31 protein-coding genes are annotated in these 25,145 nt (G+C 51.1%); 9 read left to right on the top strand and 22 right to left on the bottom strand.

Going from position 1 to position 25,145, the window contains the following annotated elements; genetic code table 11:
* Positions 1-63: 63 nt before the first annotated feature.
* The 3 genes from AXA67_11780 to AXA67_11770 are packed head-to-tail and all read left to right on the top strand — an operon-like array spanning position 64 to position 3,003.
* Complete coding sequence (locus AXA67_11780; GenBank protein ID KXJ39736.1) at positions 64-1,128, top strand: hypothetical protein; 1,065 nt, start codon at positions 64-66, stop codon at positions 1,126-1,128.
* On the top strand, positions 1,067-1,690 hold the full coding sequence (locus AXA67_11775) for a hypothetical protein (protein ID KXJ39735.1): 624 nt from the start codon (positions 1,067-1,069) through the stop codon (positions 1,688-1,690). Before AXA67_11780 ends, AXA67_11775 begins: the two co-directional genes overlap by 62 nt.
* Positions 1,691-1,698: 8 nt before the next feature.
* The gene (locus AXA67_11770) at positions 1,699-3,003 is read left to right on the top strand and encodes a hypothetical protein (protein KXJ39734.1); all 1,305 of its coding nucleotides are present in this window, start codon (positions 1,699-1,701) and stop codon (positions 3,001-3,003) included.
* A gap of 27 nt (positions 3,004-3,030) precedes the next feature.
* On the opposite strand, the gene AXA67_11765 is transcribed toward AXA67_11770, so the two are convergent.
* The 4 genes from AXA67_11765 to AXA67_11750 all read right to left on the bottom strand — a co-directional run bounded on the left by AXA67_11765 (position 3,031) and on the right by AXA67_11750 (position 5,344).
* Positions 3,031-3,414: a hypothetical protein gene (locus AXA67_11765; GenBank protein ID KXJ39733.1), complete on the bottom strand. Its 384-nt coding sequence runs from the start codon at positions 3,412-3,414 to the stop codon at positions 3,031-3,033.
* Positions 3,415-3,478: 64 nt separating this feature from the next.
* Entirely contained in the window at positions 3,479-4,174 is a 696-nt protein-coding gene (locus AXA67_11760; protein ID KXJ40174.1) for a short-chain dehydrogenase, read from the bottom strand.
* 232 nt (positions 4,175-4,406) lie between these two features.
* On the bottom strand, positions 4,407-4,988 hold the full coding sequence (locus AXA67_11755) for a superoxide dismutase (GenBank protein KXJ39732.1): 582 nt from the start codon (positions 4,986-4,988) through the stop codon (positions 4,407-4,409).
* A 113-nt stretch (positions 4,989-5,101) separates the two neighbouring features.
* On the bottom strand, positions 5,102-5,344 hold the full coding sequence (locus tag AXA67_11750; protein ID KXJ39731.1) for a GTP-binding protein: 243 nt from the start codon (positions 5,342-5,344) through the stop codon (positions 5,102-5,104).
* A gap of 390 nt (positions 5,345-5,734) precedes the next feature.
* Here AXA67_11750 and AXA67_11745 point away from each other — a divergent pair, with 390 nt between their 5' ends.
* From AXA67_11745 to AXA67_11730, 4 genes are all read left to right on the top strand, one after another.
* Positions 5,735-5,923, top strand: coding sequence for a hypothetical protein (locus AXA67_11745; GenBank protein ID KXJ39730.1), 189 nt, complete (start codon positions 5,735-5,737; stop codon positions 5,921-5,923).
* Positions 5,913-6,728, top strand: a complete 816-nt coding sequence (locus AXA67_11740; GenBank protein KXJ39729.1) for a hypothetical protein — start codon at positions 5,913-5,915, stop codon at positions 6,726-6,728. The genes AXA67_11745 and AXA67_11740 overlap by 11 nt, the downstream gene beginning before the upstream one ends.
* A gap of 196 nt (positions 6,729-6,924) precedes the next feature.
* On the top strand, positions 6,925-8,427 hold the full coding sequence (locus AXA67_11735) for a transporter (GenBank protein KXJ39728.1): 1,503 nt from the start codon (positions 6,925-6,927) through the stop codon (positions 8,425-8,427).
* Positions 8,424-9,560, top strand: a complete 1,137-nt coding sequence (locus tag AXA67_11730; GenBank protein KXJ39727.1) for a class V aminotransferase — start codon at positions 8,424-8,426, stop codon at positions 9,558-9,560. Before AXA67_11735 ends, AXA67_11730 begins: the two co-directional genes overlap by 4 nt.
* Here the strand turns inward: AXA67_11730 and AXA67_11725 are convergent.
* From AXA67_11725 to AXA67_11660, 14 genes are all read right to left on the bottom strand, one after another.
* The gene (locus tag AXA67_11725) at positions 9,535-10,323 is read right to left on the bottom strand and encodes a deoxyribonuclease (GenBank protein KXJ39726.1); all 789 of its coding nucleotides are present in this window, start codon (positions 10,321-10,323) and stop codon (positions 9,535-9,537) included. The genes AXA67_11730 and AXA67_11725 overlap by 26 nt on opposite strands.
* A gap of 29 nt (positions 10,324-10,352) precedes the next feature.
* Positions 10,353-10,703, bottom strand: a complete 351-nt coding sequence (locus AXA67_11720; GenBank protein KXJ39725.1) for a pilus assembly protein PilZ — start codon at positions 10,701-10,703, stop codon at positions 10,353-10,355.
* The gene (locus AXA67_11715) at positions 10,700-11,659 is read right to left on the bottom strand and encodes a hypothetical protein (protein KXJ39724.1); all 960 of its coding nucleotides are present in this window, start codon (positions 11,657-11,659) and stop codon (positions 10,700-10,702) included. Before AXA67_11715 ends, AXA67_11720 begins: the two co-directional genes overlap by 4 nt.
* The gene (locus AXA67_11710; protein ID KXJ39723.1) at positions 11,656-12,288 is read right to left on the bottom strand and encodes a thymidylate kinase; all 633 of its coding nucleotides are present in this window, start codon (positions 12,286-12,288) and stop codon (positions 11,656-11,658) included. Before AXA67_11710 ends, AXA67_11715 begins: the two co-directional genes overlap by 4 nt.
* A complete protein-coding gene (locus AXA67_11705; GenBank protein ID KXJ39722.1) occupies positions 12,285-13,295 on the bottom strand; it encodes an aminodeoxychorismate lyase in 1,011 nt (336 codons plus the stop codon). The genes AXA67_11710 and AXA67_11705 overlap by 4 nt, the downstream gene beginning before the upstream one ends.
* Positions 13,292-14,134 carry a hypothetical protein gene (locus AXA67_11700; GenBank protein KXJ39721.1) on the bottom strand — a complete coding sequence of 281 codons (843 nt, stop codon included), beginning with the start codon at positions 14,132-14,134 and terminating at the stop codon, positions 13,292-13,294. Before AXA67_11700 ends, AXA67_11705 begins: the two co-directional genes overlap by 4 nt.
* 282 nt (positions 14,135-14,416) lie before the next feature.
* Positions 14,417-15,661 (bottom strand): beta-ketoacyl-[acyl-carrier-protein] synthase II, encoded by a 1,245-nt coding sequence (locus AXA67_11695; protein KXJ39720.1) that lies wholly within the window; start codon positions 15,659-15,661, stop codon positions 14,417-14,419.
* Positions 15,662-15,717: 56 nt separating this feature from the next.
* Positions 15,718-15,951, bottom strand: coding sequence for an acyl carrier protein (locus AXA67_11690; GenBank protein ID KXJ39719.1), 234 nt, complete (start codon positions 15,949-15,951; stop codon positions 15,718-15,720).
* Between the two features lie 292 nt (positions 15,952-16,243).
* Positions 16,244-16,981, bottom strand: a complete 738-nt coding sequence (gene fabG / locus AXA67_11685; protein ID KXJ39718.1) for a beta-ketoacyl-ACP reductase — start codon at positions 16,979-16,981, stop codon at positions 16,244-16,246.
* On the bottom strand, positions 16,974-17,921 hold the full coding sequence (locus tag AXA67_11680) for a malonyl CoA-ACP transacylase (GenBank protein KXJ39717.1): 948 nt from the start codon (positions 17,919-17,921) through the stop codon (positions 16,974-16,976). The genes fabG and AXA67_11680 overlap by 8 nt, the downstream gene beginning before the upstream one ends.
* A 34-nt stretch (positions 17,922-17,955) precedes the next feature.
* Positions 17,956-18,915 carry a 3-oxoacyl-ACP synthase gene (locus AXA67_11675; GenBank protein KXJ39716.1) on the bottom strand — a complete coding sequence of 320 codons (960 nt, stop codon included), beginning with the start codon at positions 18,913-18,915 and terminating at the stop codon, positions 17,956-17,958.
* Positions 18,912-19,943: a phosphate acyltransferase gene (locus tag AXA67_11670; GenBank protein KXJ39715.1), complete on the bottom strand. Its 1,032-nt coding sequence runs from the start codon at positions 19,941-19,943 to the stop codon at positions 18,912-18,914. The genes AXA67_11675 and AXA67_11670 overlap by 4 nt, the downstream gene beginning before the upstream one ends.
* 71 nt (positions 19,944-20,014) lie before the next feature.
* The gene (gene rpmF, locus AXA67_11665) at positions 20,015-20,209 is read right to left on the bottom strand and encodes a 50S ribosomal protein L32 (protein KXJ39714.1); all 195 of its coding nucleotides are present in this window, start codon (positions 20,207-20,209) and stop codon (positions 20,015-20,017) included.
* A gap of 28 nt (positions 20,210-20,237) precedes the next feature.
* Positions 20,238-20,738, bottom strand: coding sequence for a hypothetical protein (locus AXA67_11660; protein ID KXJ39713.1), 501 nt, complete (start codon positions 20,736-20,738; stop codon positions 20,238-20,240).
* Positions 20,739-20,814: 76 nt separating this feature from the next.
* Between AXA67_11660 and AXA67_11655 the strand changes: the two genes are divergently transcribed.
* Positions 20,815-21,411, top strand: a complete 597-nt coding sequence (locus AXA67_11655; GenBank protein KXJ39712.1) for a septum formation inhibitor Maf — start codon at positions 20,815-20,817, stop codon at positions 21,409-21,411.
* Positions 21,408-21,917, top strand: a complete 510-nt coding sequence (locus tag AXA67_11650; GenBank protein ID KXJ39711.1) for a hypothetical protein — start codon at positions 21,408-21,410, stop codon at positions 21,915-21,917. Before AXA67_11655 ends, AXA67_11650 begins: the two co-directional genes overlap by 4 nt.
* Here the strand turns inward: AXA67_11650 and AXA67_11645 are convergent.
* The 4 genes from AXA67_11645 to ispD form a co-directional block, all read right to left on the bottom strand.
* A complete protein-coding gene (locus AXA67_11645) occupies positions 21,911-22,714 on the bottom strand; it encodes an undecaprenyl-diphosphatase (GenBank protein ID KXJ39710.1) in 804 nt (267 codons plus the stop codon). The two genes, AXA67_11650 and AXA67_11645, sit on opposite strands and share 7 nt — an antisense overlap.
* 268 nt (positions 22,715-22,982) lie before the next feature.
* Positions 22,983-23,999: a hypothetical protein gene (locus tag AXA67_11640; protein KXJ40173.1), complete on the bottom strand. Its 1,017-nt coding sequence runs from the start codon at positions 23,997-23,999 to the stop codon at positions 22,983-22,985.
* 14 nt (positions 24,000-24,013) lie between these two features.
* A complete protein-coding gene (gene ispF, locus AXA67_11635; GenBank protein KXJ39709.1) occupies positions 24,014-24,499 on the bottom strand; it encodes a 2-C-methyl-D-erythritol 2,4-cyclodiphosphate synthase in 486 nt (161 codons plus the stop codon).
* Entirely contained in the window at positions 24,500-25,138 is a 639-nt protein-coding gene (gene ispD / locus AXA67_11630; GenBank protein KXJ40172.1) for a 2-C-methyl-D-erythritol 4-phosphate cytidylyltransferase, read from the bottom strand.
* Between the last annotated feature and the right edge of the window lie 7 nt (positions 25,139-25,145).

Here is a 25,145-nt window from a genome sequence, read left to right as displayed (position 1 = left end):
ATTGCCAATACGGCTTAACGCTTATGGATTCGCGCACACTTTGACTCTGTACGGGAAGTACTTTTGATTTATGATTTTCTGATTGTAGGCCAAGGGTTGGCAGGCAGTATTTTGGCCTGGCAATTGTATCAGGCTGGCGCGAAAGTTTTGGTGGTGGACGGGCAATTAAGCAGTGCTTCCCGCGTGGCGGCGGGATTGATTACGCCGGTGACGGGGAAACGGTGGGTTAAAACCAGCCATATGGACACTTTATTACCTTTCGCCTGTGGCTTCTATCAAAATCTCGGCGACCAATTAAACCGCCAGCTTTATATTACAAAGCCATTATTGCGGTTATTCCAGGATGAATCGGATAAAAACAAGGCATTGAAGCGGCAGCAAGACCCAGCTTATTCCGCCTATCTCGGCGATTTTCAGCCCCCAGGCAGCGCCGGATACGGATTGAACGACAATGTCGGCGGTCTCTGGATCAGGCAAACCGGTTATATTGCCAGTCATCTACTATGTGAGGCTGTGCAACACTGGCTTGTGGAACGAAACCTGTTGGTACGGGAAAAATTGGCATTCAACCAGCTCAAAAAGGATCACGATCAAGTGCAATGGAACGCTTATAAAGCCAAAAAGATTATTTTTTGCGAAGGCTGGCGGGTGGCTCAAAACCCGTGGTTTCAATCACTACCCTGGCAACCAAGCCAGGGAGACATTATTACCTGTCAAAGCTTCGATCCCCTCCCTCCTTTCACCGTCAGTCGCGGCATCTGGTTATTGCCCTTGCAGGCGGGAATATTCAGAATCGGCGCCACCTATCAATGGCACCCCCTGGATGAGAAGCCCAGCCAAACCGGAAAAAATTATTTACTCAGTCAACTAAAGCAAATGTTCCAAAAACCTATCCAGGTTGATTGTATCGAGCAAAAAACCGGCATTCGCCCCAATACCTTGGACCAACAACCCATCATGGGATGTCACCCCGGTTTTCCTCAGCTTGTCCTATTTAATGGATTCGGCTCCAAAGGCGGGCTGCAAATACCCTACTACAGCCAATGCTTGCGGGACTTCTTTCTTCATGATCAACCTTTACCCACCCACGTTGATATCGAACGCTACCATGACCGGCTCGCTCACTAAGCGCGCGCACCAATGGATTCGTGAAGTCGCAGGTATTGATGACTGCGCCATCGATGCCACAGCGGGGAATGGATACGACACCTTGTTTTTGGCAAAATTGACTGCGCCCAATGGACGGGTATTCGCCGCCGATATTCAACCCAATGCCCTGCAATCCGCCCAACAACGTCTTGAAATGGAAAAAAATACCGCCCCCATCGAATGGATCCTGGCGGGTCATGAAACCATGGCGCAATGGCTGCCCAGGCAATGGCATGGAAAGGTCAAGGCCATCATGTTTAATTTGGGATATCTCCCCGGCGGGGATAAACGCATCATCACCCAACCTGAAACCACCCGCTCGGCCTTGGCGCAAAGCTGCCAGGTATTGGCCTCAGGGGGCCGCATCACCATTATCGCTTATACCGGGCATCCGGGGGGCGAGGAAGAAGCCGAACAAATCGGCAGTTGGTTAAACGCTTTAAATACCCGGCAATTTCACTGGCAGTGTGAAATTCCGATTAACCGCCGCCACCCGCCCCGGTTATTCGTGATTGAGAAAAGACTGGAAACAGGCAAATAATTTAGCTTATGAAAATCCGAACCTTTTTCCATGTCTGGCCTGTTTTGGGGATAGTGTTTTTATTGGGCGGCTGCCAAACATTACCCCTCTGGTTTCATGGCAACGCCATTCCAGAACAGGACCTTGAAACCCGCAGGTTTTCCCTGGCGAAACAACAAGCAGTGATCGGGAGACTGGTCCGCCTTACCCTTCAACCGGGAGATACCCTGGCAGATGTGGCCCGTCATTTCGGGATCGGTTTTCAAGCCATCAGAGACGCCAACCCAGAAATTGATCCATGGCTGCCTCAACCTGGCCAATCCATCGTTTTGCCGTTGTCTTTTATTCTCCCCGACGCACCCAGAAACGGCATGGTTTTAAACCTTGCCGCCATGCGCTCGTTCTACTTTCCAGCAGAAACGCCGGGGCAGGTTTTTTCCTTCCCCATCGGAATTGGCCGTGCGGGCTGGGAAACTCCCCATGGCCGCACCAGAATCATTCAAAAGAAGGTGCTGCCAAATTGGTATGTCCCCGCCTCCATTCGCCGGGAGCACGCATTAAAAGGCGACCCGCTTCCATCTGTAGTAAAACCCGGCCCTGGCAACCCCTTGGGCCGGTATGCATTGCGCTTAAATATCCCAGGTTACTTGATTCACGGCACCAACAAGCCTTACGGGGTGGGACTGCGTATCAGCCACGGCTGCGTCAGGTTATATCCGGAGGATATCGCGATGCTTTTCCCCAAAGTGGCAGTGGGAACACCGGTGACCATTGTCGATCAACCCTATTTGACCGGTTGGCGTGACGGGCAATTGTTCCTGCAAATCCACAAGCCCGTGTCCAAGGGCCGAGATAAATTATTGAAATTATGGAAGTCCCTGAAAAAACGGCTGCAACAGGAAGAAAAAATCTCGGGAAAGGCTGTTGACTGGGAAAAGGTCAATCTGGCCATCGCACAAGCCCTTGGCATCCCAGTGCCGATTCTGAAAGACGCCTTGGGCTTAAAACAATTTTTGGCCGATTCACCTTGGGTTCTTCATCCCCAATCATTTCAGCATGCTTATCACCCTCCACCGCTGGACCAGGGATGGTATTTGGTCTTGGATCAGAAGTTATCTCGGGAAAGCGCCCGGCGAATGGTAGCCATGCTCCACCATCAAGGCCCGCCATTTCCGGCACATATCATACAGCGCCAAGGATATTACCGGGTAGTCATAGGGCCCTATCAAAAACGGCGCAACTCCCATCGTGAACAATTGAGGCTGCGCCGGGAATTGGAGCTTAAGGCTAAGATTTTACAGGTCGATCAAAATATCCAACTGGCCGGTTCTTAGCTCTGATGAAAAAGATGGATACAAAACTCATTCATCGTCATCGTTCAAATCCAGCCGGAACGCTTCTCCATAATGGGTATCCTGGTCAAAATCCTTCCAAATCAAGGCAGGTTGTGGGATCGGCTTGGTGGGCAAGGGAAAGGTGGCCACATCAATGGCGCCGGTAACAATTCTCCCGCCCATATTGACCAGGCCCTTCGCCAAGCCCCCCGTCAAACCGAAGACTAAATTGGCCTGGTTATAGGTATTAATCATGGATTTTGGGACTTCCAGCCAACTGGTGGCGATATTAGCCAGTCCAATCCCCAGCTTCTTACCTATTTTTACGCCATAATTGTCTCCCGCATGCGCATTGCCCGATGCCACTGCCATTACGCTTGCCAAGAGAAGAATCCGGAACCAACGCGTCATAATTTTCTCCCTATGCTTCTATGGAATACTTTTTTAAACATAGTCAACCTTCAGCGCTTTACAACTACCAAGGAATCAATTTGCCAGTATAATCCAGGAAATGACCGCTATCCGGCAGTTGAAACCGGTCAATAATCCGGCGCATGCCGCTGACACTCTCTTCCACGGTAATCAAGGCATTGGGACCGCCCATATCGGTCTTCACCCAACCGGGATGAAGGATTAACACGCCAACGCCTTGGGGACGAAGGTCAATGCTGATACTTTTCAACGCCGCGTTCAATGCCGCCTTGGTGGAGCGATAAAGGATACAGCCGCCGCTGGTATTATCGCCGATACTCCCCATTTTGCTACTTAGCGCGATAATCAATTTTTTCCGGCTCCGCGTGACATGGGGCAGAAAGGCTTCACTCATCTTTACCGGTCCTTGGGTATTGATGCGAAATACTTCAAGCCAGCGCTGATAATCCAGAGAACCGAAACCCCGGCCGGATTGATCACCATAGACGCCAGCATTATTAATCAGCACATCAATGGATTCCTGCCTCAGTTCTTCAGCCAACCCGTCTATCCTGGCATGATTGGCCACATCCAGGGCATGGATTTGCAAGGCTGAAAATTGCCGGGCCAACGCCTGGAGTTCCGCGGCCTGTTGCGGCTGACGGCAGCAAGCGATGACTTGCCAATGATCCGCAAGATATTGCCGAACGAACTCCAGCCCGATACCCCGATTTGCACCTGTCACCAATACCGTTTTCATACCCTCAATTTTCATGAACAAGCAAAATCTCAGGCAAAGAAAAACGCCTTCAAGGTTCCCCCTGAAGGCGCATAAAACAAAATCAGAAGTAACTGCACGGATCCCATGGTGGTCAGTTCCGGAAGACGCCGTGAATACTTTCTTGCTGCGCAATCCTGCTTTGCAAAAAAGTCCTGCCCAAACCTCCCATGGGGCCTTCTTCCGGCATGGGCGAACAGTTACAATCAGAAAATCAGGCGCCTAGATTCTGGTTGGCGAAATCCCAATTCACCAAATTCCAAAAGGCTTCCAGATATTTAGGCCGGGCATTGCGGTAATCGATGTAATAGGCATGTTCCCACACATCGCAGGTCAAAATCGGGGTCTTGCCTTCAGTGAGGGGGTTGCCCGCATTGCTGGTCTGGACGATTTCCAATTTACCTTCAGGGGTCTTTACCAGCCAGGCCCAGCCGGAACCGAATAAAGTCACTGCGGCTTTGGTAAAGGCCTCTTTGAAGCTGTCAAACGAGCCAAAATCCCGGTTGATGGCATCCCCAACAGCCCCTGTGGCCGATCCACCGCCATTGGGTGACAGGCTATTCCAGTAGAAGGTGTGGTTCCAAACTTGAGCGGCGTTGTTAAAGATAGGCCCGGAAGCTTTACAGATGATTTCTTCCAAGGACATATTCTCAAATTCAGTGCCCGCAATCAGATTGTTGATATTGGTCACATAGGTTTGATGGTGCTTGCCGTAGTGGTATTCCAGGGTTTCTCTGGAAATATGAGGCTCCAGAGCATCCATCGCATAGGGTAAAGGGGGTAATTCGTGTTTCATGTGAGCGACTCCTTTTAATTTGTTATTCCACAATAATTCGCCAGAAAAACCTAGTCCTGCACTAGGAGAAAGGACTACTTTAGCATCGCTCTGAATTGGAATAAAGAGGAGATTCAGGCACAAGCCTGGATCATCTCGTAAAGCTCGTCCTTGAGACGGAGGCGTTTCCTCTTCAAGGTTTCTACATAATGATCCGGTGGGGTTTCAATCTGTTGTTCAATACGGCGGATCTCTTTATCAACTTCATGATACTCGTCAAACAGGCGGGCGAAGTGATGATCCGAGATCTTCAACGCGTGAATACGGTCTTTATGTTCCGGAAACTCGTGCAATAAATCATGATGTTCGCCATACATTATAAAAAAACCTCAATTCATTATTTAATCAAAAGCTAATTTTACTGCATTGAGTCTCCGCTGAAGTTGATCCACATCAAATTCAAGCCATTGTTTTTACGTTATATTGGCTTAGCCTTTCAGGAAAATAGGTCATACATCCGCTTCCTACGTATTCCAAGAATTGCTCAGGAGCCATTCAGTTGCGCCCAAGTATATTTATCCTTTGTGCAATATTGCCATGGAGGACATGTACTAGCCTGGATTGGCACCACCACGGGAAATTATCCAGTAGAACCGATGATAAAATTGTGCTCTATGGTTTCCCCCGGGATAATGTCCCGGAAGGAAAATCCAGTGCCTTTGCACCAAATTTTTATGTAAAGCACAGTGGCGCCAGTGTTGATTGCAATGAAATCTGCAACTCCAGAAGTGATTTTTATGATCCAGCGCAGTGCCCTGAAGGATGATCTCCGGCAAACGAAATTGACCGATTTCTCAACACCAGGCCAAAACCGCCATAATAAGTTACCCCAGCTAATTGAACCGGGACGTTCGTATGCTTTGAACAACAATGAGGAGAGTGCCCGTGCGCAATAATCTATATCTTTTGACCTCGATGTTTCTGCTCTTTTCAATCCCGGCTCACGCCGCCATAACCCTTGCTGATGGAAACTCGGCACTTGAAATTGATGGTGATCCACCCGATGGCTGGGTAACCGGCTGGTGGGTTGATGGTGATAATGGGGAAATTGACACCACGGAAAATCACCTGAATGAAATGACTTGGTGGATTCGTTTTCCAGGCGATACAAGAGAGTCTTTTCTCCCTAATGCCATGTCATTTTCAGGTTCGACGGACAACACTGCGACTTTTACCTACAAGGCAGGAAATCTCTCGGGAATCCTCCGCTATCGGCTTAAAGGAGGCGCGCCGGCAAGCGGACAATCCAAGTTTATCCAAGACTTTACCCTTACCAATAATGGGGCAGGTGCTTCAAGCTTCACCCTCTTCCAGTACACCGACCTGGATGTGAATTTTTTTCCTGACAATGATACCGCCCGTTACCTTGGGCCAGGCACCATTGAGCAAAGCGATGAAGAAGGCACCACGGTGACTGTCAAGATCCAGGGCATTCAACCCAGCGCCTGGGACATTGCCACCGCCCCAGATTTGCTGGATCAATTGGATGATGATGGCATTACTACCCTGGATTCTTCGCCAAACGAACTTTCAGGCGATGTTGAATTTGCTTTCCAGTGGGATATCCGATTAGCACCAGGGGAATCCATTACCTTGCAAACCGTCCACGCGGTACCTGTCCCGGCAGCTATATGGCTGTTTGGAAGCGCATTTATGATGATATTTGGCCTTGGCAAGCGTCACCGGTACACCCACGCCTAATCACTGCAAAATCTGGACGACACCACCTATTAGGAGCAGATTGCCAACCGCAATCTGCTCTACGGTGGATTTAACCGACTCTCAAAAAAGCTGCCCCAATCCTCTCCTTTATTTACCGCGCTAACATAAACTTGCCCTTTCCCGCCTTTCTCTCTTAGTCTATCCCTGCACCAAATAATATTGGGGGATTTTCGTTATGGCTAGAGAGCAATGGAAAAGTGAATTCGGTTTCTTGCTCGCCGCGGTGGGGTCGGCCATCGGGCTTGGGAATATTTGGCGATTTAGTTATTTGGCTTACGAACACGGCGGCGGGGCTTTTCTTGTCCCCTATTTGATAGCGCTTTTAACCGCCGGCATCCCCCTTTTGATTCTGGAATATGCCATTGGCCACGAACGTATTGGCTCCGCGCCGCTGGCCTACCGGAAAATCAGCCCCCACTGGGAATGGCTGGGCTGGTGGGCGGTTTGCCTTGTGATGTTCGGCATTGTGCTGTATTACAGCGTGGTCATTGCCTGGTGTCTGGATTACTTTGTCTATGCCTTCGACTTAACCTGGGGCCAGGACCCGGATCACTATTTTTTTAAAAAATTCTTGCAGGTTTCCGATTCCCCGGGGGACATTGGCGCCATCCGCACCCCGATTCTTTTCAGCCTTTGCTTTATCTGGCTGGTCAACTGGTGGGTGGTCTTTTCCGGGGTGCAAAAGGGGATTGAACTGGCCAACAAAATCCTGATGCCCATGTTGCTGGTCTTGACGGTCATCTTGGTGTTTTGGGCGCTTACTTTGGACGGCGCCATGGCTGGCCTGAAAGCCTATGTCACCCCGGATTTTTCCAAGTTGAATGAACCCAAAGTATGGATTGACGCCTACAGCCAGATCTTTTTCACCCTGAGCTTGGGGTTTGGCATCATGATTGTCTATGCCAGCTATTTGCCCGAGAAAGCCAATATCACCGGCACCGCCTTGATGACCGCTTTTATCAACAGTGGCTATTCCCTGTTTGCCGGGATTGCGGTTTTTTCCGTGTTGGGATTCATGGCCCAGGCGGAACAAAAGGAAATCGGCGATGTGGTCAGCCAAAGCATCGGCCTGGCCTTTGTGGTCTACCCCAAAGCCATGAGCCTGATGCCTGGCGGCAATTTTTTTGGCGCGGTATTCTTTTTGTGCCTGGTGGTAGCCGGATTTTCTTCCGCCATTTCCATTATCGAAGCGTTTGTCTCCGCCGCAGTGGACAAATTCGACTTCCCCCGCAAAACCCTGGTGACCGTGGTGTGCCTTGTAGGATTTTTCGGCTCGATTTTGTTTACCAGCCAGGCCGGACTTTTATGGCTGGATATTGTCGATCACTTCATTACCCATTACGGATTGGTACTGGTGGGGATTTTTGAATGTCTGGTGGTGGGTTGGCTGTTTGATATCGGCCGGCTGCGGCATCATCTTAACCGGATCTCCAGCGTGCGCCTGGGAAAAATTTGGGAATACCTTATCAAAGGATTTGTGCCCTTGGTTCTGATGATTATTTTGGTGGGCGATCTTTATAAGGACCTGCGGCAACCTTACGGTGACTATAGTTGGACCGCCATCATTCTGATCGGCCGGGACTGGCTGCTACTGACATTAATCATGGCCTTCTTTCTTGCCAATCGTCCCTGGCGCACCCACAACCATAAGCTGCCTGGCAGGAGTGACTTTCAATGACCCTCCTGGCGCAGGAATTTGAGCTTGAGCCTGAAATTGTCTACCTCAATCATGCCGCGGTTGCCCCTTGGCCCAAACGCACCAAAGAGGCGGTGATACAGTTTGCCGAGGAAAATTGCCGGGTGGGCGCTACCCATTACCCCCGTTGGCAACAAAAAGAGCGGGAATTGCGAGAGCAATTCAAAGAAGTATTAAATGCACCATCCAGCGACGATATCGCCCTGGTGAAAAATACTTCGGAAGCCCTTTCCTTTGTCGCCTATGGCCTGGATTGGAAAACCGGGGATAACATTGTCACCAGCTCGGAAGAGTTCCCATCCAATCGCATTCCTTGGGAGTCTCTCAGCACAAAAGGCGTGGAATTGCGTCAGGCGGCTATCCATACGGACAATCCCGAACAGGCGCTTTTCCAGCACGTGGATAATCATACCCGTCTGATTACCGTTAGTTCGGTACAGTATGCCAGTGGCAGGCGTATGAATTTGGAACAAATCGGGGAATTTTGCCGTAAACAGAGCGTGCTCTTCTGCGTTGACGCCATTCAGAGCCTGGGGGCGCTGCAATCGGATGTTCAACGCTGGCAAGCCGATTACGTCATGGCGGACGGCCACAAATGGCTGCTGGGCCCGGAAGGGTTGGGGGTGTTTTACTCAACGCCTGATGCCAGGGATAGGCTTTCCCTTAGCCAATATGGCTGGCATATGGTGGAAAACGCGGGTGATTACGACAATCCAGCCTGGGAAATTGCCAAAAGCGCGCGCCGCTTTGAATGCGGCAGCCCCAATATGCTGGGGATCCACGCCCTAAGTGCCAGCCTGTCATTGTTATTGGAAGTGGGCCTGGAATCCATCGAGAAACGGGTTTTGGACAACACCCATTATTTGATTGAAGCCATCCTGGCGGCCCCTGATTTAACGCTACTGTCTCCTGTTTATCCAGCACAGCGCTCGGGCATTGTGACTTTCAAACCTGTTAATGCCGACACTCAGGCATTGTTTCAAACTTTACGCCGGCAAAACATCATCTGCGCCCATCGCGGCGGGGGGATACGCTTTTCGCCCCATTTTTATACCCAAAAAGAAGCGCTGGAGCGCGCTATGGAAGCTGTCAGACAGTTTCAGGCACTAAACTAAAGAGATCATAAAAATTGCGGCTGCTGCGCTCGGCAACCTGATCGAAAGTCGTACCGCGAAGCTGGGCGATCGCCTCCGCCACATGGCGGACATAATGGGGATAATTGGGTTTACCACGATGAGGAATAGGCGCTAAATAAGGAGAGTCCGTTTCAATCAGAAAACGATCTTCCGGCACCTTTTTGGCCACATTCTGCAACACCTGGGCATTTTTGAAGGTGACAATGCCGGAAAAGGAAATATAGAAATTCAAATCCAACGCCCGCTTTGCCATATCCCAGTCTTCGGCAAAGCAATGGAGCACACCCCCCACTTCGCCGGCATTTTCTTCCTGCAGGATCCGCAAGGTATCTTCCTTGGCCGCCCGGCTATGAATAATTAAAGGTTTTTTGAGGTTTTTGGCCACTTGAACATGCTGCCTAAAGCGGCGATGCTGCCAATCCTGGTTTTCTTCCGTGCGGTAATAATCCAACCCAGTTTCGCCAATGGCAACCACGTGGTCATCCTGTCCCAGTTCCAGCAGCTTTTCCGCTGGAATATCCATCCCCCGGCAATCATTGGGATGCACGCCCACGGAAACGGAAATCTCCGGCCAGTAGGGATCGACAAGCGTTCGCATCCGGCCATAGGTTTCCAGGTTGATGCATACACAAAGCATGTGTTCCAACCCTTCTTTTCGGGCATGTTCCATGTAAGCATGGAAATGGTTGTCGTAGGGTTTCAGATCGAGACGATCCAGGTGGCAGTGGGAATCAATCAGCATCTAGAAATACCAAGTAAGGAAAAAACTCCCTACATGGTATGGGTTGGACGGTCGGATTTCAATGCCCCGGCCAGATGAGTTTCGATTTTGCTGCGGGTTTTCCCTTGATCTTCATCGGTAAATTCCACCCCCACGCCAGCCGCGCGGTAGCCTTCCGCGCCCTTGGGGGTAATCCAGACAATTTTACCGGCGACGGGAATGCGTTCGGTTTCTTCCATCAAGCTCAGCAACATAAAGACCTCATCACCCAGTTCATATTGCCGGGTGGTGGGAATAAAAAGCCCACCGTTCTTCAAAAACGGCATATAGGCCGCGTAAAGCGCGTTTTTATCCTTGATGGTCAAGGAAAGGATGCCTTGTTTCGATTTGGTTTGCGTCATGGTGTCAACCGATAGGTTTCAATAAACAAAGTTTCCAGCATCAGTTGGCGATTGACCTGGGAATGACAATCCCGTTTGGCGGCCAACAGCTGCTGCCAGTAATCCATTAATTTCCTTAAGTTTAGTTGCTCGCCATATTTCTGCAACAGGGCCTGACAATCTGGATTCATGACCCGACCGCCCATGCCGAAAGCCAACCGTATCAGATCAGCAGCCAACGCCGTGGACCAGGATAATAACGCTTCCAAGGGCTCGTCTTTCCATTGCTCGGCGAGTACAACGGGATCTTGGCGGCTTTCCATCAATGCTTGCCAGTGATGCAAGAACTTTTGTCTTCGGGTGGACGCATCGCTTTCCAGCCAGGATTTTGCCAGCAGGGGCGCACCGTGATTCAACGCCAATGCCAGTTGGGAAGGCTCCAAGTCAAATCCTTGAGATTGCAGCCAATCAAGCGATACTTTCTCGGCTGGCGGAGCAAGCTTGATATGCTGGCAGCGGCTGCGAATAGTGGCGGGCAAAAGCGCCGGATTCTCGCAAATCAGAAAGATCTGGGTGCCAGGACCTGGTTCTTCCAAGGTTTTGAGAAAGCTGTTGGCCGAAGCGATATTCATCCGGTCCGCCGATTCAATAATCACCACCCGCCCCTTTCCATACTGCGGCTTGAGTTCCAACCGTTCAATTAAAGAACGGATGCTTTCCACAGTCAGGATTTTTCCAGGTTCCGGGGCAATAATAAGAAGATCGGGATGAGTGCCCCCAGCAAGCAATTTACAGGAAGCACACTGGCCGCAATGGCGCCCTTTTTCACAAAGCGTACCGTGGGCGAAATAATGGGCGAGCCGGGTTTTGCCGATGCCTTTGGGACCACTTAACAATAACCCTTGAGGCAACCGGTTTTGCGCTTGATAAGCTTGTAAATGGGACCAAATGGCATCCTGCCAAGGGTAGAGGCTCAACTTTGCCGCCACGATGTTATCAGCTCCTGCAAAATCCCTCCAATTTGGGCCTGCACCTGGCTCAAAGGCCGGGTAGCATCAATCCGGCGTATTCGCTCTGGATGCAGCTGACTGAGTAACAAATATCCCCGCCTGACCCGTTGCATAAATGCCAGGCTTTCTTTTTCAAAGCGATTGTTATCTGTTCGTTGCCGGGTCCTGTTCAGCCCTACTTCCACGGGCGCGTCCAACAACAAAGTCAAATCCGGTTTCAATCCCTTTTGCAGCCAGTCTTCCAGGTATTCAATACGGCGCCAGGCAATGCCCCTGCCTTCCCCTTGATAGGCGTAGCTGGCATCGGTAAAGCGATCGCATATCACCCATTTCCCCTGGTTCAACGACGGCAAGATCAATTCCTGGATGTGATGGACCCGGCCGGCGAACAATAAAAGCAGTTCCGCTTCCGGGTACAGGGAGGTTTCCTCTACAATCAGGGACCGCAGTTTTTCCGCCACCGACACGCCGCCAGGCTCCCGGGTGACCACCACTTCAATCTGCTGTTCCAGCAAAAACTGCTGAATGTATTGAAGGTTCGTGGTCTTGCCGACCCCTTCCCCGCCTTCCAGGGTGATAAATTTACCCCGCTTCATCGTCTTGTCCGCTTCAGAAAACGGGCCACTGCCCGGTTGTGTTCTTTCAAGGTGGCGGAAAAAACATGGCCACCATCCCCGTTTGCCACAAAATACAAGGCCTTGCCTGGGTGGGGATGCAAAACCGCATGAATGGCGCTGCGCCCCGGCATGGCGATGGGAGTCGGCGGCAGTCCGGCATGGATATAGGTATTGTAAGGCGTGTCCTGGCGTAAATCCCGGTAACGGATATCACCCTGATAAGCATCTCCCATGCCATAAATCACTGTGGGATCGGATTGCAAACGCATTCCTATTTTCAAGCGGCGGATAAAGACGCCGGCGATTTGAGGTTGTTCAGCCAGTTTACCGGTTTCCTTCTCGACAATGGAAGCCAGAATCAAGGCCTCGTAGGTATTTTTCAAGGGCAAATCCGGTTGCCGGTTTTGCCACTCTTCCGTCATGACCTTAGTCATTTTCTCATAGGCACGGCGCAGAATTTCCCGGTCGGAAGTGTTTTTGACGAAAAAATAGGTATCGGGAAAAAATCGCCCCTCAGGATGTCCCGAAGGCAAACCAAGCTCTGCCAGTAATTTCTCCAAGGGAACCCCTTGGAGCGTGTATTGGAGTGCTGGATGAGACTGTAGGGCTGAGAGGGCTTGTTTCACCGTCCATCCCTCCACCAAGGTGATTTTATATTGTTTCACTTTACCTGCCACCATCATGGCAAGCAGCTCTTTGACAGTGGTGCCTGGCGGAATCTGATATTCGCCGGCTTTGATCTTTTGGGCTGCTTTTTGTTGATAGGCCCAGGCTTGCAACCACAGAGGTTGCTTCAACCACCCCCGTTGTTGCAAGCGGGCGGCAACCGCTTTTAAATTGTCGCCTTTGCGAACTTCAAATACCACGGTTTGGGTGTTGGCGAGCGGGCTTTGCAAGCCTTGTTGGTATTGATGCCACAGCCAAAAAGCGCCAGCGGCCATTCCTATGAGAGCGGCAATGGGCAGGAAAATAGTCCAAAATTTCATTCCGCCCCGCTTTGCAATAGCTTTTCCCAGGCTTTTTGGAACGATAGGGTCATCACCCCGATAGGGTAATCTTTTATAGAAGCATTCGCCTGGAATTTCACCACCGGCATGACACCATAAATACTATTGGTCATGAATATTTCGTCTGCCTGAACCAGCGACTCAAGACGGATTCTTTTTTCGCGGGTTTCAATACCTGCTTTTTTTGCCTGTTCCAGAATCCATCCTTTGGCAATACCTTCCACGCCGCAGCGATCCAGCAGCGGGGTATAAAGTGTATCTGCCTTTACAAAGAATAGATTCATCCGCGTCCCTTCCACCACAAATCCTTCCGTATCCAACATCAGACCTTCGCTGATGGCTGGATTAGCTAATTCGCGGCTGGCAAGAACTTGTTCGAGGCGGTTGCAGTGTTTAATGCCAGCGAGCAAGGGCTGAATACTTAAAGCCGTTTGGCAGCGCTGAAGCTCGATGCCATTGCAGGCTGCAGATAAATTGTCTGGAAAAGGGTGCCAGCTGACAACGCGGTTAGGTTTTGATTCAGCAGGAACATTATATCCTCGTCCTCCGCATCCCCGGGTCAATAAGATTTTAACCACGCCTTCCCCCGCCTGGGCTACTGCGTTTGATTCCTTGGCTAAGCGATCCATGCCGGGGAAAGGTATCCCTAGACGAGAGCACCCTTGTTGCAGACGATCCATATGACAGGAAAAGAGAACCAGCCGGTCTCGAAAAAAAAGTATCGTTTCAAACAAACCGTCTCCGTATTGGAAACCACGGTCTGAAATGTCAATCAAATTGCCCGGCTGACCATTAATCAAAACCGGAGAGGCGTTCATCGGAAATTTAACCTGGATATTTCACCAGCATCCCGGATGATGGCGCAGGACAGGTGCGGCTGGGCGCCGGGCTGGACTGAAAGGCATAGCCTTAAGCTTACGGCTTGAAGGAAGCCCAAGCCCAGGCGTGCCTGGACAAGCCAGGGCCGGGATAAGGTTCGGGCTGAATCCAAAATGGATTTCGTAGAAATCATCAATCTTGCGCATTTGATGTTTAAAAATCAGTTAATTGCAAAAAAGCCCGAAACCGGCTGGTGAAATATCCAGGTTACATAAACCAGCTCAGCCGGTAAATTTCTTGAAAATGAGTGAGGAATTAGTACCGCCAAAACCAAAGGAATTGGAAATGGTAATGTCTATTTTCAATTCCCGTGCTTGATGGGGGATGTAATCCAAATCACATTCGGGATCGGGTTCATCTAGATTAATGGTGGGAGGGGCCACCTGGTCGCGAATCGCCAGGATTGAGAAGATAGCCTCGATACCGCCAGCCGCGCCCAATAAATGTCCGGTCATGGACTTGGTCGAGCTCACCGGGATTTGATAGGCGGCTTCTCCAAAAGCATTTTTGATTGCCCGGGTTTCCGCCAAATCACCCGCTGGCGTGGAAGTCCCGTGGGCATTGATATAATCCACCTGGCTGGGATCAATCCCTGCAGAACGCAGCGCCCGCCTCATGCAAAGCGCGGCACCGCTGCCTTCTGGTGGGGGCTGAGTCATGTGATAGGCATCCGCGCTGGCGCCGTAGCCGATCAATTCGGCGTAGATCTCGGCGCCGCGCTTCTGGGCGTGTTCCAAGGATTCCAGCACGACAACGCCTGCCCCTTCAGAAAGCACAAAACCGTCCCTGTCTTTATCCCAAGGGCGGCTCGCCCGCTGCGGATCGTCATTGCGGCGCGACAGCGCCCTGGCGGCAGCGAATCCCCCCAGCCCGGTGGGGGATATGGGATACTCCGCGCCTCCGGCAATCATCACTTCGGCATCGCCGGTACGAATGATCCGCGCCGATTCGCCAATATTGTGATTGGCGGTGGCACACGCGGACACCACGGCAAAATTCGGCCCGCGCATGCCCTTCATGACGGAAAAATTTCCGGAAATCATGTTGATGATATTGGCGGGCACAAAAAAAGGCGTAATCCGGCGGGGGCCGCCTTTCACAAAAGCGCTGTGGCCATTCTCAATCCCGGTAATTCCACCAATGCCAGCGCCAATAGCCACCCCCATCCATTCTGAGTTTGCTTCGGTGACTTCCAGACCCGCATCATCAAAAGCCTGGCAGGCAGCGGCGATGCCATAATGGATAAAAGGGTCCATTTTTCGAGCTTCCTTGGCGGGAATGTACTCGGTTACGTCAAATCCTTTTACCAAGCCACCAAAACGGGTGGAAAAGTCACTCACATCAAAATACTCGATGGGACCGATGCCGCTACGCCCCGCCAATATGTTTTCCCACGCCTCGGAAATGGTATTCCCTACGGGAGAAACAATCCCCAAGCCGGTGATGACAACCCTTCTATCACTCAAAAGTATGTACCTGGATCCTGGAAGGAAAGATCTGAAAATCTATAAACCGAAAAATATTAGCCCAGATGGCTTTCGATGTAGTCAATGGCCTCTTGGACCGTAGTGATTTTTTCTGCTTCTTCATCTGGAATTTCGCAATCAAACTCCTCCTCCAAAGCCATCACCAACTCGACGGTATCCAAAGAGTCGGCGCCCAAATCATCCACAAAAGAAGCATCGTTGGAGACTTCTTCCTTGACACCTAGCTGTTCAGCCACAATCTTTTTTACACGTTCTGCCACATCACTCATGATTTTTTCCTTACCTCAGTAAAGTTATAGTTATACCTGTCAGGCCGGGCATTTTAAATGCGAATTCCGGCAAATACAAAATTTTTTTAGCCCGGATATTTCACCAGCATCCCGGATAATGGCGCAGGACAGGTGCGGCTGGGCTTGGACAAGCCAGGGCCGGGATAGGATTCGGGCTGAATCCAAATTGGATTTCGTGGAAATCATAAAACCTGCGCATTTTATGTTTAAAACTTATTTAATTATTAAGAAAGCCCGGATTCGGCTGGTGAAATATCCGGGTTAGCTACCGTTACGGCATATACATCCCGCCGTTAACATGCAGGGTTTCCCCCGTAATATATCCTGCCTTGTCAGAGCACAAAAAAGATACCACGTCGGCAATTTCTTGCACATCCCCCAATCGACCCAGAGGGATGGATTGAAGCAGCGCTTGGCGTTGCTCTTCCGGCAATTCACGGGTCATATCGGTATCGATGAATCCAGGCGCCACCGTATTGGCCGTGATATTGCGCGAGCCCACTTCTTTTGCCAGAGACTTGGTGAAACCCACCAAACCCGCCTTGGCGGCGGCGTAGTTGGCCTGACCGGCATTGCCAGTCGCGCCAACAACCGAGCCGATATTGACAATACGGCCCCAGCGGGATTTCATCATGCCACGAAGACATGCCTTACAAAGTCGAAACACAGAAGAAAGGTTGGTATTGATGACAGCTTCCCATTCTTCGTCCTTCATCCGCATCAATAGATTATCCCGGGTAATGCCGGCATTATTTACCAATACCGTGGGCGCGCCGTACTCTTTCCCTATCGCTTGTATCAGTGCATGCATTTGATCCGCATCGGTCACATTAAGGACTTTGCCTTCGCCCTTGCCGCCAGCTTCGCTAATGGCCTGGGAAATCTTTTCCGCCCCCTGATCCGTAGTTGCAGTGCCTATCACAACCAACCCATCTTTGGCCAACTGCAAGGCAATAGCCCGACCAATACCTCGACTAGCGCCAGTTACCAGCGCGACTCTTTCATCCATCCAACTCCTCCAACGCCTTATCCAGAGAACCGGGATCATAAACCGGCAAAATCTGTTTATTTTTTAAAATTCTTTTGTTCAGGCCCGCCAATACCTTCCCGGGCCCACATTCAACAAAAACCCCAACGCCTTGATCACCCATGAAGCGAATACCTTCGCTCCAGCGTACTGGAGAATACAACTGCTCCACCAACAATGAGCGGATGACCTCCGGGGAGGAGTGGGTACTGACATCCACGTTGTGGACTACCGGAATATTTGGGGACTGAATCGAAATACTCTCGAGAATGAGTTTCAATTTGTCCGCCGCGGGTTTCATTAACACACAATGGGAAGGCACACTCACAGGTAGAATCACCGCCCGCCTGGCGCCAAGCGCCTTGGCTTGGTCGCAAGCAATTTGCACTGCCCCGGCGTGACCGGCGATTACCACTTGTCCGGGGGCATTAAAATTAGCTGCCGCCACCACGGAATCCGGCTTGGAAATCTGCTGACAAAGGGCAACGACTTGTGAATCTTCCAAACCCAAAATTGCCGCCATGGCCCCTTCTCCGGGCGAAACCGCGGTTTGCATCAAGCGCCCCCGCTCAGCAACCACTTTGACCGCATCTTCAAAATGCATGCTTCCCGCGCAAACCAGCGCTGTGTATTCCCCCAAACTATGGCCGGCCAACCAATTTGGCAAGGTTTCCGTCTTGTCACGCCAAATCCGCCACGTGGCCACGCCTGCCGCCAGCATGGCAGGCTGTGTGTTGACGGTTTGATTCAATAACTCAGAAGGACCTTCCCTGACCAATTCCCATAGGTTCAAATCCAGCACTTCCGACGCCTGGACAAAGGTTTCTTCCACCTGGGGATAAACCTGGGCCAATGCCTGCAACATGCCTACTGACTGAGAGCCTTGGCCGGGAAATAAAAATGCAAGATCGCTACGCTTCATGAATCACTCGGCTCGTTAACTTTTATAATTTACTTCAATACCTAATCAAAGCGGAACCCCAGGTAAAACCACCGCCAAATGCTTCCATTAAGACGATTTGGCCACGCTGGATACGGCCATCTTGAACCGCCTCATGCAATGCCAGAGGCACGGAGGCGGAAGAGGTATTGCCTTGCTTCTCAATGGTTACCACAACCCGGTCCATGGACATACCCAATTTGCGCGCCGTGGCAGCAATGATACGAATATTGGCCTGATGCGGGACCAACCAGTCGATATCGGATTTTTGCATGCCATTGGCCGCCAGCGTTTCATCCACGATACGGCCCAGGGTATTCACCGCTATTTTAAAAACCTCATTGCCTTGCATCTTCACCCAAGCAGACTCCTCATGAATACCGGTTTCAGGGTTGGGCAAGTATAAAAGTTCACTAAAACGGCCATCGGCATGAATATGCGTGGACAAAATGCCCGCTTCCTCGGAGGCTTCCAAAACCACCGCGCCGGCACCATCACCGAACAAAATACAAGTGGTGCGATCATTCCAATCGACGATACGGGAATTGATCTCGCTTCCAACGATCAATACCCTTTTACAATTACCGGAACGGATGAATTGATCGGCAATGCTCAGGGCGTAAATGAATCCTGAACAGGCCGCTTGGACATCAAATGCACCGCACTCTCCGATACCCAACCGCTTCTGCAAAAGGCAAGCAGCACTGGGGAATACCCGGTCCGGCGTACTGGTAGCCATGATAATCAAATCAATCGACTCCGGAGAACAGCCTGCTGCTTCGATTGCCTGCAAGGCTGCAATTTCACCCATGCTGGACGCGGTTTCCTCCGGGCTGGCAATACAGCGCTGTCGAATGCCTGTCCGCTCGCGAATCCAGGTATCAGAAGTGTCAACGCGCTTGGCTATCTCATCATTTGTTCGCACGGTGGCGGGCAAATATCCGCCAGTGCCAACAATGCGGGCATATTGAGTCACGCGCTTTTCCTATTGGCAAAAATGGTGGCGACCCGTTCACCAATGTGCTCTGGCACGGCTTTATCGATTTCCAGCATTGCCATTTTGATGGCATTGGCAAACGCAAAGCGGTCCGCGTTACCGTGGCTTTTGATGACGATGCCACGCAACCCCAATAAGGTGGCACCGTTATATTGACGGGGGTCAAAACGCTTTTTGAAGGATTTAAGAACCGGCAACGCCATCAGACCAATCAGCTTGGCATAAAGATTCTGATTGAATGCATCCTTGAGTGCCTGACCGAGCATCCGGGCAAGACCTTCCGTGGTTTTCAAGGACACATTCCCCACAAATCCATCGGTGACCACAATATCCACATCTCCGGTAAAAACGTCGTCACCTTCCACATAACCGATGAAATTCATATATGAATTGGACAGTAGCTTAGCTGCCTGTTTGACCTGCTCATTGCCTTTAATTTCTTCTTCACCGATATTGAGCAAGCCTACTCTTGGCGACTCTATGTTTTTTACCGCGCGCACCAATTCGTAGCCCATGACCGCGAATTGAAACAAATGCTCGGCGCTGCAGTCCACATTCGCGCCCATATCCAAAATATGGGTATGGCCGTGAACGGAGGGAAGCGCCACAATAATCGCAGGGCGGTCAATCCCAGGGATGGTCTTCAAAACAAACCGCGCGGTGGCCATTAAAGCACCGGTGTTCCCGGCGCTGACACAGGCATCGGCGTCGCCTTTCTCCACCAGATTGATGGCCACCCGCATGGAAGAATCTTTTTTGTTGCGCATGGCCTTGGAGGGCAAATCGTCCATGGCCACTACTTGGGAAGCATGGTGAATGCTTATTCTGTCTTTATGGGGGCTATCATACCGGCCGAGATAGTCGGATAACACCTGCTGCTGGCCCACGAGTATCAAACGCAAACCGGGAAAGTCCTGCAAGCAGTCCAATGCCGCGGGCACGGTAACTTCCGGGCCATGGTCGCCGCCCATGGCATCCAAGGCAACCACTGGAGCCTGCCTACTCATTCAAAGTACCTGTGATTGTTGCGGACACGCTTCCCCCTTCCCTGCGTCAGCAAAGAAAACAAAAACAATGGCTACTCTTCTTCCATCTCTTCTTCTTTGATTTCAATGACGCGCTTGCCACGATAATAACCATCGGGGCTAACATGGTGGCGCAGATGGGTTTCACCCGTTAACGGATCCTGAGATAACGCGGGGGATTTCAAGGAATCGTGAGCGCGGCGCATGCCACGTTTGGATCGGGTTTTACGATTTTGTTGTACCGCCATGGGATAGTTTGCTCCTAACTTGCCAAAATTAATGTTTACTTTTCCAATTTGCCAGCACTTCAAAAGGGTTGTCACGACGGCCTTTCTCGCCTGAACCTGTCTGAACCTGAAGTACCCGACAGTCATCGTGCCTGGGCACATTGGGGATGACCAGTATCAATTCGTCTTCCACAATGGAACCCAACCGAATTTGCTCGTCTTCAAGCAACAAGGGTTCATAAGGTTCAGGCAGCGCCTCGCCTTCTTCTATCGAAGTGACTATCCCAAGCTGAATCGGTTGATCCACGGTCATAAACACCGGTTCAAGACAGCGCTGGCAGGTCAATGCCAATGTCGCACGCACAGATCCTGTCACAGCCGCCACCTTCCCCTCGCGGGAAAAGGTTAAATTAATCACAGCCTTTTCCTCTGGATTGACAATCATCGTGGCCAACCGAGTCATGCGGGACAAAGGAATTTCGCCTTGCCAATGCCTGCCCTTGTCCACACAGTGCAAAGGATCAATCAAATCGGGTAATCGCGCTGGCATAATTGAGAAATGATATCGATTTTAAGTAAAACCTGTCAAAATATTATGAAATTAAATCATTAGTTTTAATGCCGATATGGACAATCAAAGCATCCCTCTAATTTTGGCCTCCAGCTCGCCATACCGGACAGCGCTGCTTGAAAAGCTGCAACTAGCTTTTCAATACGCCGATCCAAAAATTGATGAAAGCCAACGTTTCAACGAATCTCCGGAACATTTGGCCATGCGCCTTGCGGCCGCCAAGGCCCAGGCATTGGTTGAGCAGTTCCCCGATAGCTTGATTATTGGCGCCGACCAAGTAGCGCTGCTGGGCGGACGTAAATTACAAAAACCGGGCGATTTCGAATCCGCCCGCACCCAATTGCATGCAGCCTCGGGCCATTGCATGACTTTCTATACTGGAATTTGCCTTCTCAATGCCAAAAGCAGCCGTAAAATCAATGAAGTAGAAATCTGCAAAGTCTATTTCCGCCGGCTTTCCGACTCAGAAATTGAGGATTACCTTCGCCGGGAACAACCCTATGACTGCGTCGGCGCTTTCAAGGCGGAAGGACTGGGAATCGCGCTATTTGAGCGTATTGAAAGTTCTGATCCCACCGCATTAATCGGCCTGCCATTGATCAAACTGACAACCATGCTCCGAAAATTTGGCATCCGGGTGCTTGGGTCATGACTATAGACGAGAAAGACAAAGATTTGTTTCGCCGAGCGGTCACCGGTGCCAGGCCATTAGCTCAAAAAGAAACAAAAATTCCAGCCAATCCTCACCCTAAAAAAACACCGCGGAAGAAAACAAGCCATTCTATAGCCCCTCAGATCCCTACTGATGAGTTAACCATTGGCGACCCATTGTCTTTTAGCCGTGGCGGTAGCGATCAGCGCCTGTTAAAAAAACTCCGCCGGGGCGAGATACCACCTCAAGCGGAACTGGACCTGCACGGACACACGGTTTCCGAGGCCCGTTTAATCCTGGAGCAATTTTTGCGCCATTGCCGGGAAGATCGTATCCGCTGCGCCTTGATTATCCATGGCAAAGGATGGCGGTCAGAAGGGTTCAAACCGGTATTGAAAAATCAATTGAACCGCTGGCTGCCAGGCTTCCCGGAAGTCGTCGCATTCTGTACCGCCAAACCCAAACACGGCGGCATGGGAGCGGCTTATGTACTACTGGATTACTGAGGCCAAAACATATACAGCAAAAAGCCTCCCAAAAACAGCCGGTAGACCACGAACGGCCACATGCCGGTCCAATCCAGCAGCTTCATGAACCAACTGATACAGCCATAAGCACTCAAGCCGGAAACCGCCACCCCCAACAGTAACGCATACCAATCCACCGAATGGCCGGCTTGAATCAAGTCCAGGGTTTCCAGTGAACCGGCCAGAAATATCACCGGAATAGACAACAGAAACGAAAACCGGGCCGCGCTTTTTCCGTCCAAGCCTAAAAACAACCCTCCCGTGATGGTAATCCCTGAGCGGGAAGTACCTGGAATCAAGGCAACCGCCTGAAAAACGCCGATTATCAAGGCATCCCACATGGTCAACTGCTCAATGGTCCGGCTGCGCCTGCTCCATTTTTCCGCCACCCAGAGCAGCAACCCGAAAACAATGGTAGCCACGGCAATCACCAGTGGCGATCTCAAGACCGTTTCAATCCAGTCCTTGGCCAGCAATCCCACGATACCCACCGGCACTGTGCCCAGAATCACTCCCCAGCCCAAAACCGCGTTGTGATTGAGTGCCTTGCCAGTGAGGGATAGAAACCAGTCGCGGACAATTACCAGCAAATCCTTGCGAAAATAAGTAACCACTGCGAGCAAAGTCCCCACGTGGACCGCGATATCAAAAGCCAATCCCTGATCTTTCCAGCCAAGCAGAACCGGCACAAGAATCAAGTGCGCGGAACTTGAAATCGGTAAAAATTCCGTCAGTCCTTGCAACAATGCCAGCCAAAAGGCGTGGATACACTCCATCAAACTGTCTCCCTTTGTGGGTTATTTCTTTTCATGCCTATAAAGATTTGGCAACTGGATATTTCTGTAGGTGCCGGGGTATTTCTTCCGTGGGACGTCGTAAACTCTTCCCCGAGGACTTGATGGCGGTCATCCAGGCCACCAACACCCACGGAAGAAATACCTCGGCACTAAGCTGAGTAGAATGGATAGGCAAGTCTCTTTTAAATTTTAGGCGGTTTAATTCACAAGCGCATGCTCTAAAGGGCATTCCACCAACTTCAATTTTCTAATTAACTAACACTAGTTCCCGGAGTACGGCTGTCGCATAGCTACCTGACGGCAAAGAAAAGCTGAGTTGCAGATCCTTGTCACGCCATTCCCACTCAAAATCCTGAAGCCTGGCCCGCAAAGGACGCCGGGACAGTTTAACCCGATATTTTTCCAAACCCTGGGCAAGCTGCGGATATTCCTTGATTGCTTGCAATTCTATCTCTCCGGCCTCATGTGAAGCCTTGTCGTCACCAACACCCCACAACGGTCCCGAGGGATGAAGGTGCTGTTGCCGTACTCGTGTGCCTATGGCTTCATCCAACTTCTCTGCCCGAAAAAAAGCGCCGCTGCCATCAAACATCAGCAAATCTCCGTTGAGCGGCTGATTCCATGCCTGCTTTGAAATCCGGGCGGCCAATACCTGATTAAATAGCCACGCCCGCGCCGCGGAAAGATAAATGCCTTGAAGATGTCGGCTTTTGACGGTGAGCTCCCCCTGGAACCACGCCGTTGCATGCTTTACATTCTCACCCTCATAGCCAAAGCGTTGAGAACCAAAATAATTTGGTATACCCAGCTCGGCAAGCTGGCAAATCCGGGCTTCCACGCCGTCACAGTCACCGGTGATATCTCGCACTCGCAACCGGAACCGATTCCCCGTGAGGGCGCCTTTTTTGAGCTTGCGATGGTGCCGCACCGCCTTCAATACCGAAAACCCAAAATTACCCCACAGGCGCCAATCCGGATTCTTTTTGCCCGGCAAGTGCAAGCTAAACCACTGACGAGTCACAGCTTGGCGGTCTTTCAAACCCGCGTAACTGATCTGCCGACGTGGAATTCCCGCCAAATCGGCCAATTGCCTGGCGACAGTCTCGGTATTTTCATTCGTTTTCTCCACCCACAAAAACAAATGCTCCCCTTCCCCGGAAAGATCGAAGCCGAGTATTTCTTCCACGATAAAATCCTCGGGAATTGACTTGACGTACCCCTGGGCTTCGGGCATGCCAAAAGCATATGGCCACCTCGCCATCATGCTGAGGTGTTCGTTCACTGGTGGGCCGATTGCAGTAGCGCCACTGCCTGGGCGGAAATCCCCTCTTCCCGGCCTTCGAAGCCCATTTTTTCCGTGGTGGTGGCCTTGACATTGACACACTCTGCCGGCAATCCAAGATCCTGGGCAATATTCTCCCGCATGGCAGCAATATGAGGCGCCAGCCGGGGCGCCTGGGCAACAATGGTCAAGTCCACATTTACCGGCGCATAACCTTCGGAAGCAATCAACTCCCTGACCTGACGCAACAACAACCGGCTATCAACGCCTTTAAGTTGTGGATCGGTATCAGGGAAGTGCTTGCCAATATCGCCCAGGGCAGCCGCGCCAAGTAGCGCATCACACAGGGCATGAAGGGCTACATCACCGTCGGAATGAGCCGCCATTCCCTTATCAAAGGGAATCTTGACGCCTCCCACGATAATATGATCGCCTTCTTTAAACCGGTGGGCATCGTAACCCTGGCCAATTCGGTACGTCATTTATTGGTGCTCCAAAAAGAATTCCGCCAAGGACAAATCTTCCGGCCGGGTGATTTTAATATTATCCGGTCGCCCTTCGACAATTTTTGGGTGGTAACCTGCGGACTCAATGGCGCTGGCCTCATCGGTAATTTCAATTCCTCGCTCAAGTGCCCGGGACAAAGCATCCCGCAGTAACCGGTAGCGAAACATTTGCGGCGTCAACGCGCGCCAAATGACATTGCGATCCAGGGTTTCGAGGATTTTGTCACCCTCAATTTTTTTCAATGTATCGTGACAAGGCAGCGCCAAAATGCCACCTACAGCATCCTGCCCCAGGGTTTCGGTGAGCTTGTGCAAATCCGATTCTTGCAGGCACGGCCGGGCGGCGTCATGCACTAATACCCAATCTCCGTCAGCGGCTATGCCATCCAATCCAAGCAATCCGGCAAGCACGGAATCGCCCCTTTCCTTGCCGCCTGGCACAACGGTTATCCGGGGGTTGGAGGCAACGGGCAATTTCGGCCAGAAGGGATCCTTCGGAGATAACGCCACCACCACGCTCTTGAAAAGAGGAAAAGCCAGCAATCGCTCGAGGGTGTGCTGCAATACCGGCTTGCCGGCAATAGCCAGATATTGCTTTGGAATATCGGTGCCCATGCGCTTG

Origin of the sequence: Methylothermaceae bacteria B42 (assembly GCA_001566965.1) — a bacterium.
Taxonomy (GTDB): Bacteria; Pseudomonadota; Gammaproteobacteria; order Methylococcales; family Methylothermaceae; genus Methylohalobius.
This window is presented reverse-complemented; position numbering and strand designations above follow the sequence as displayed.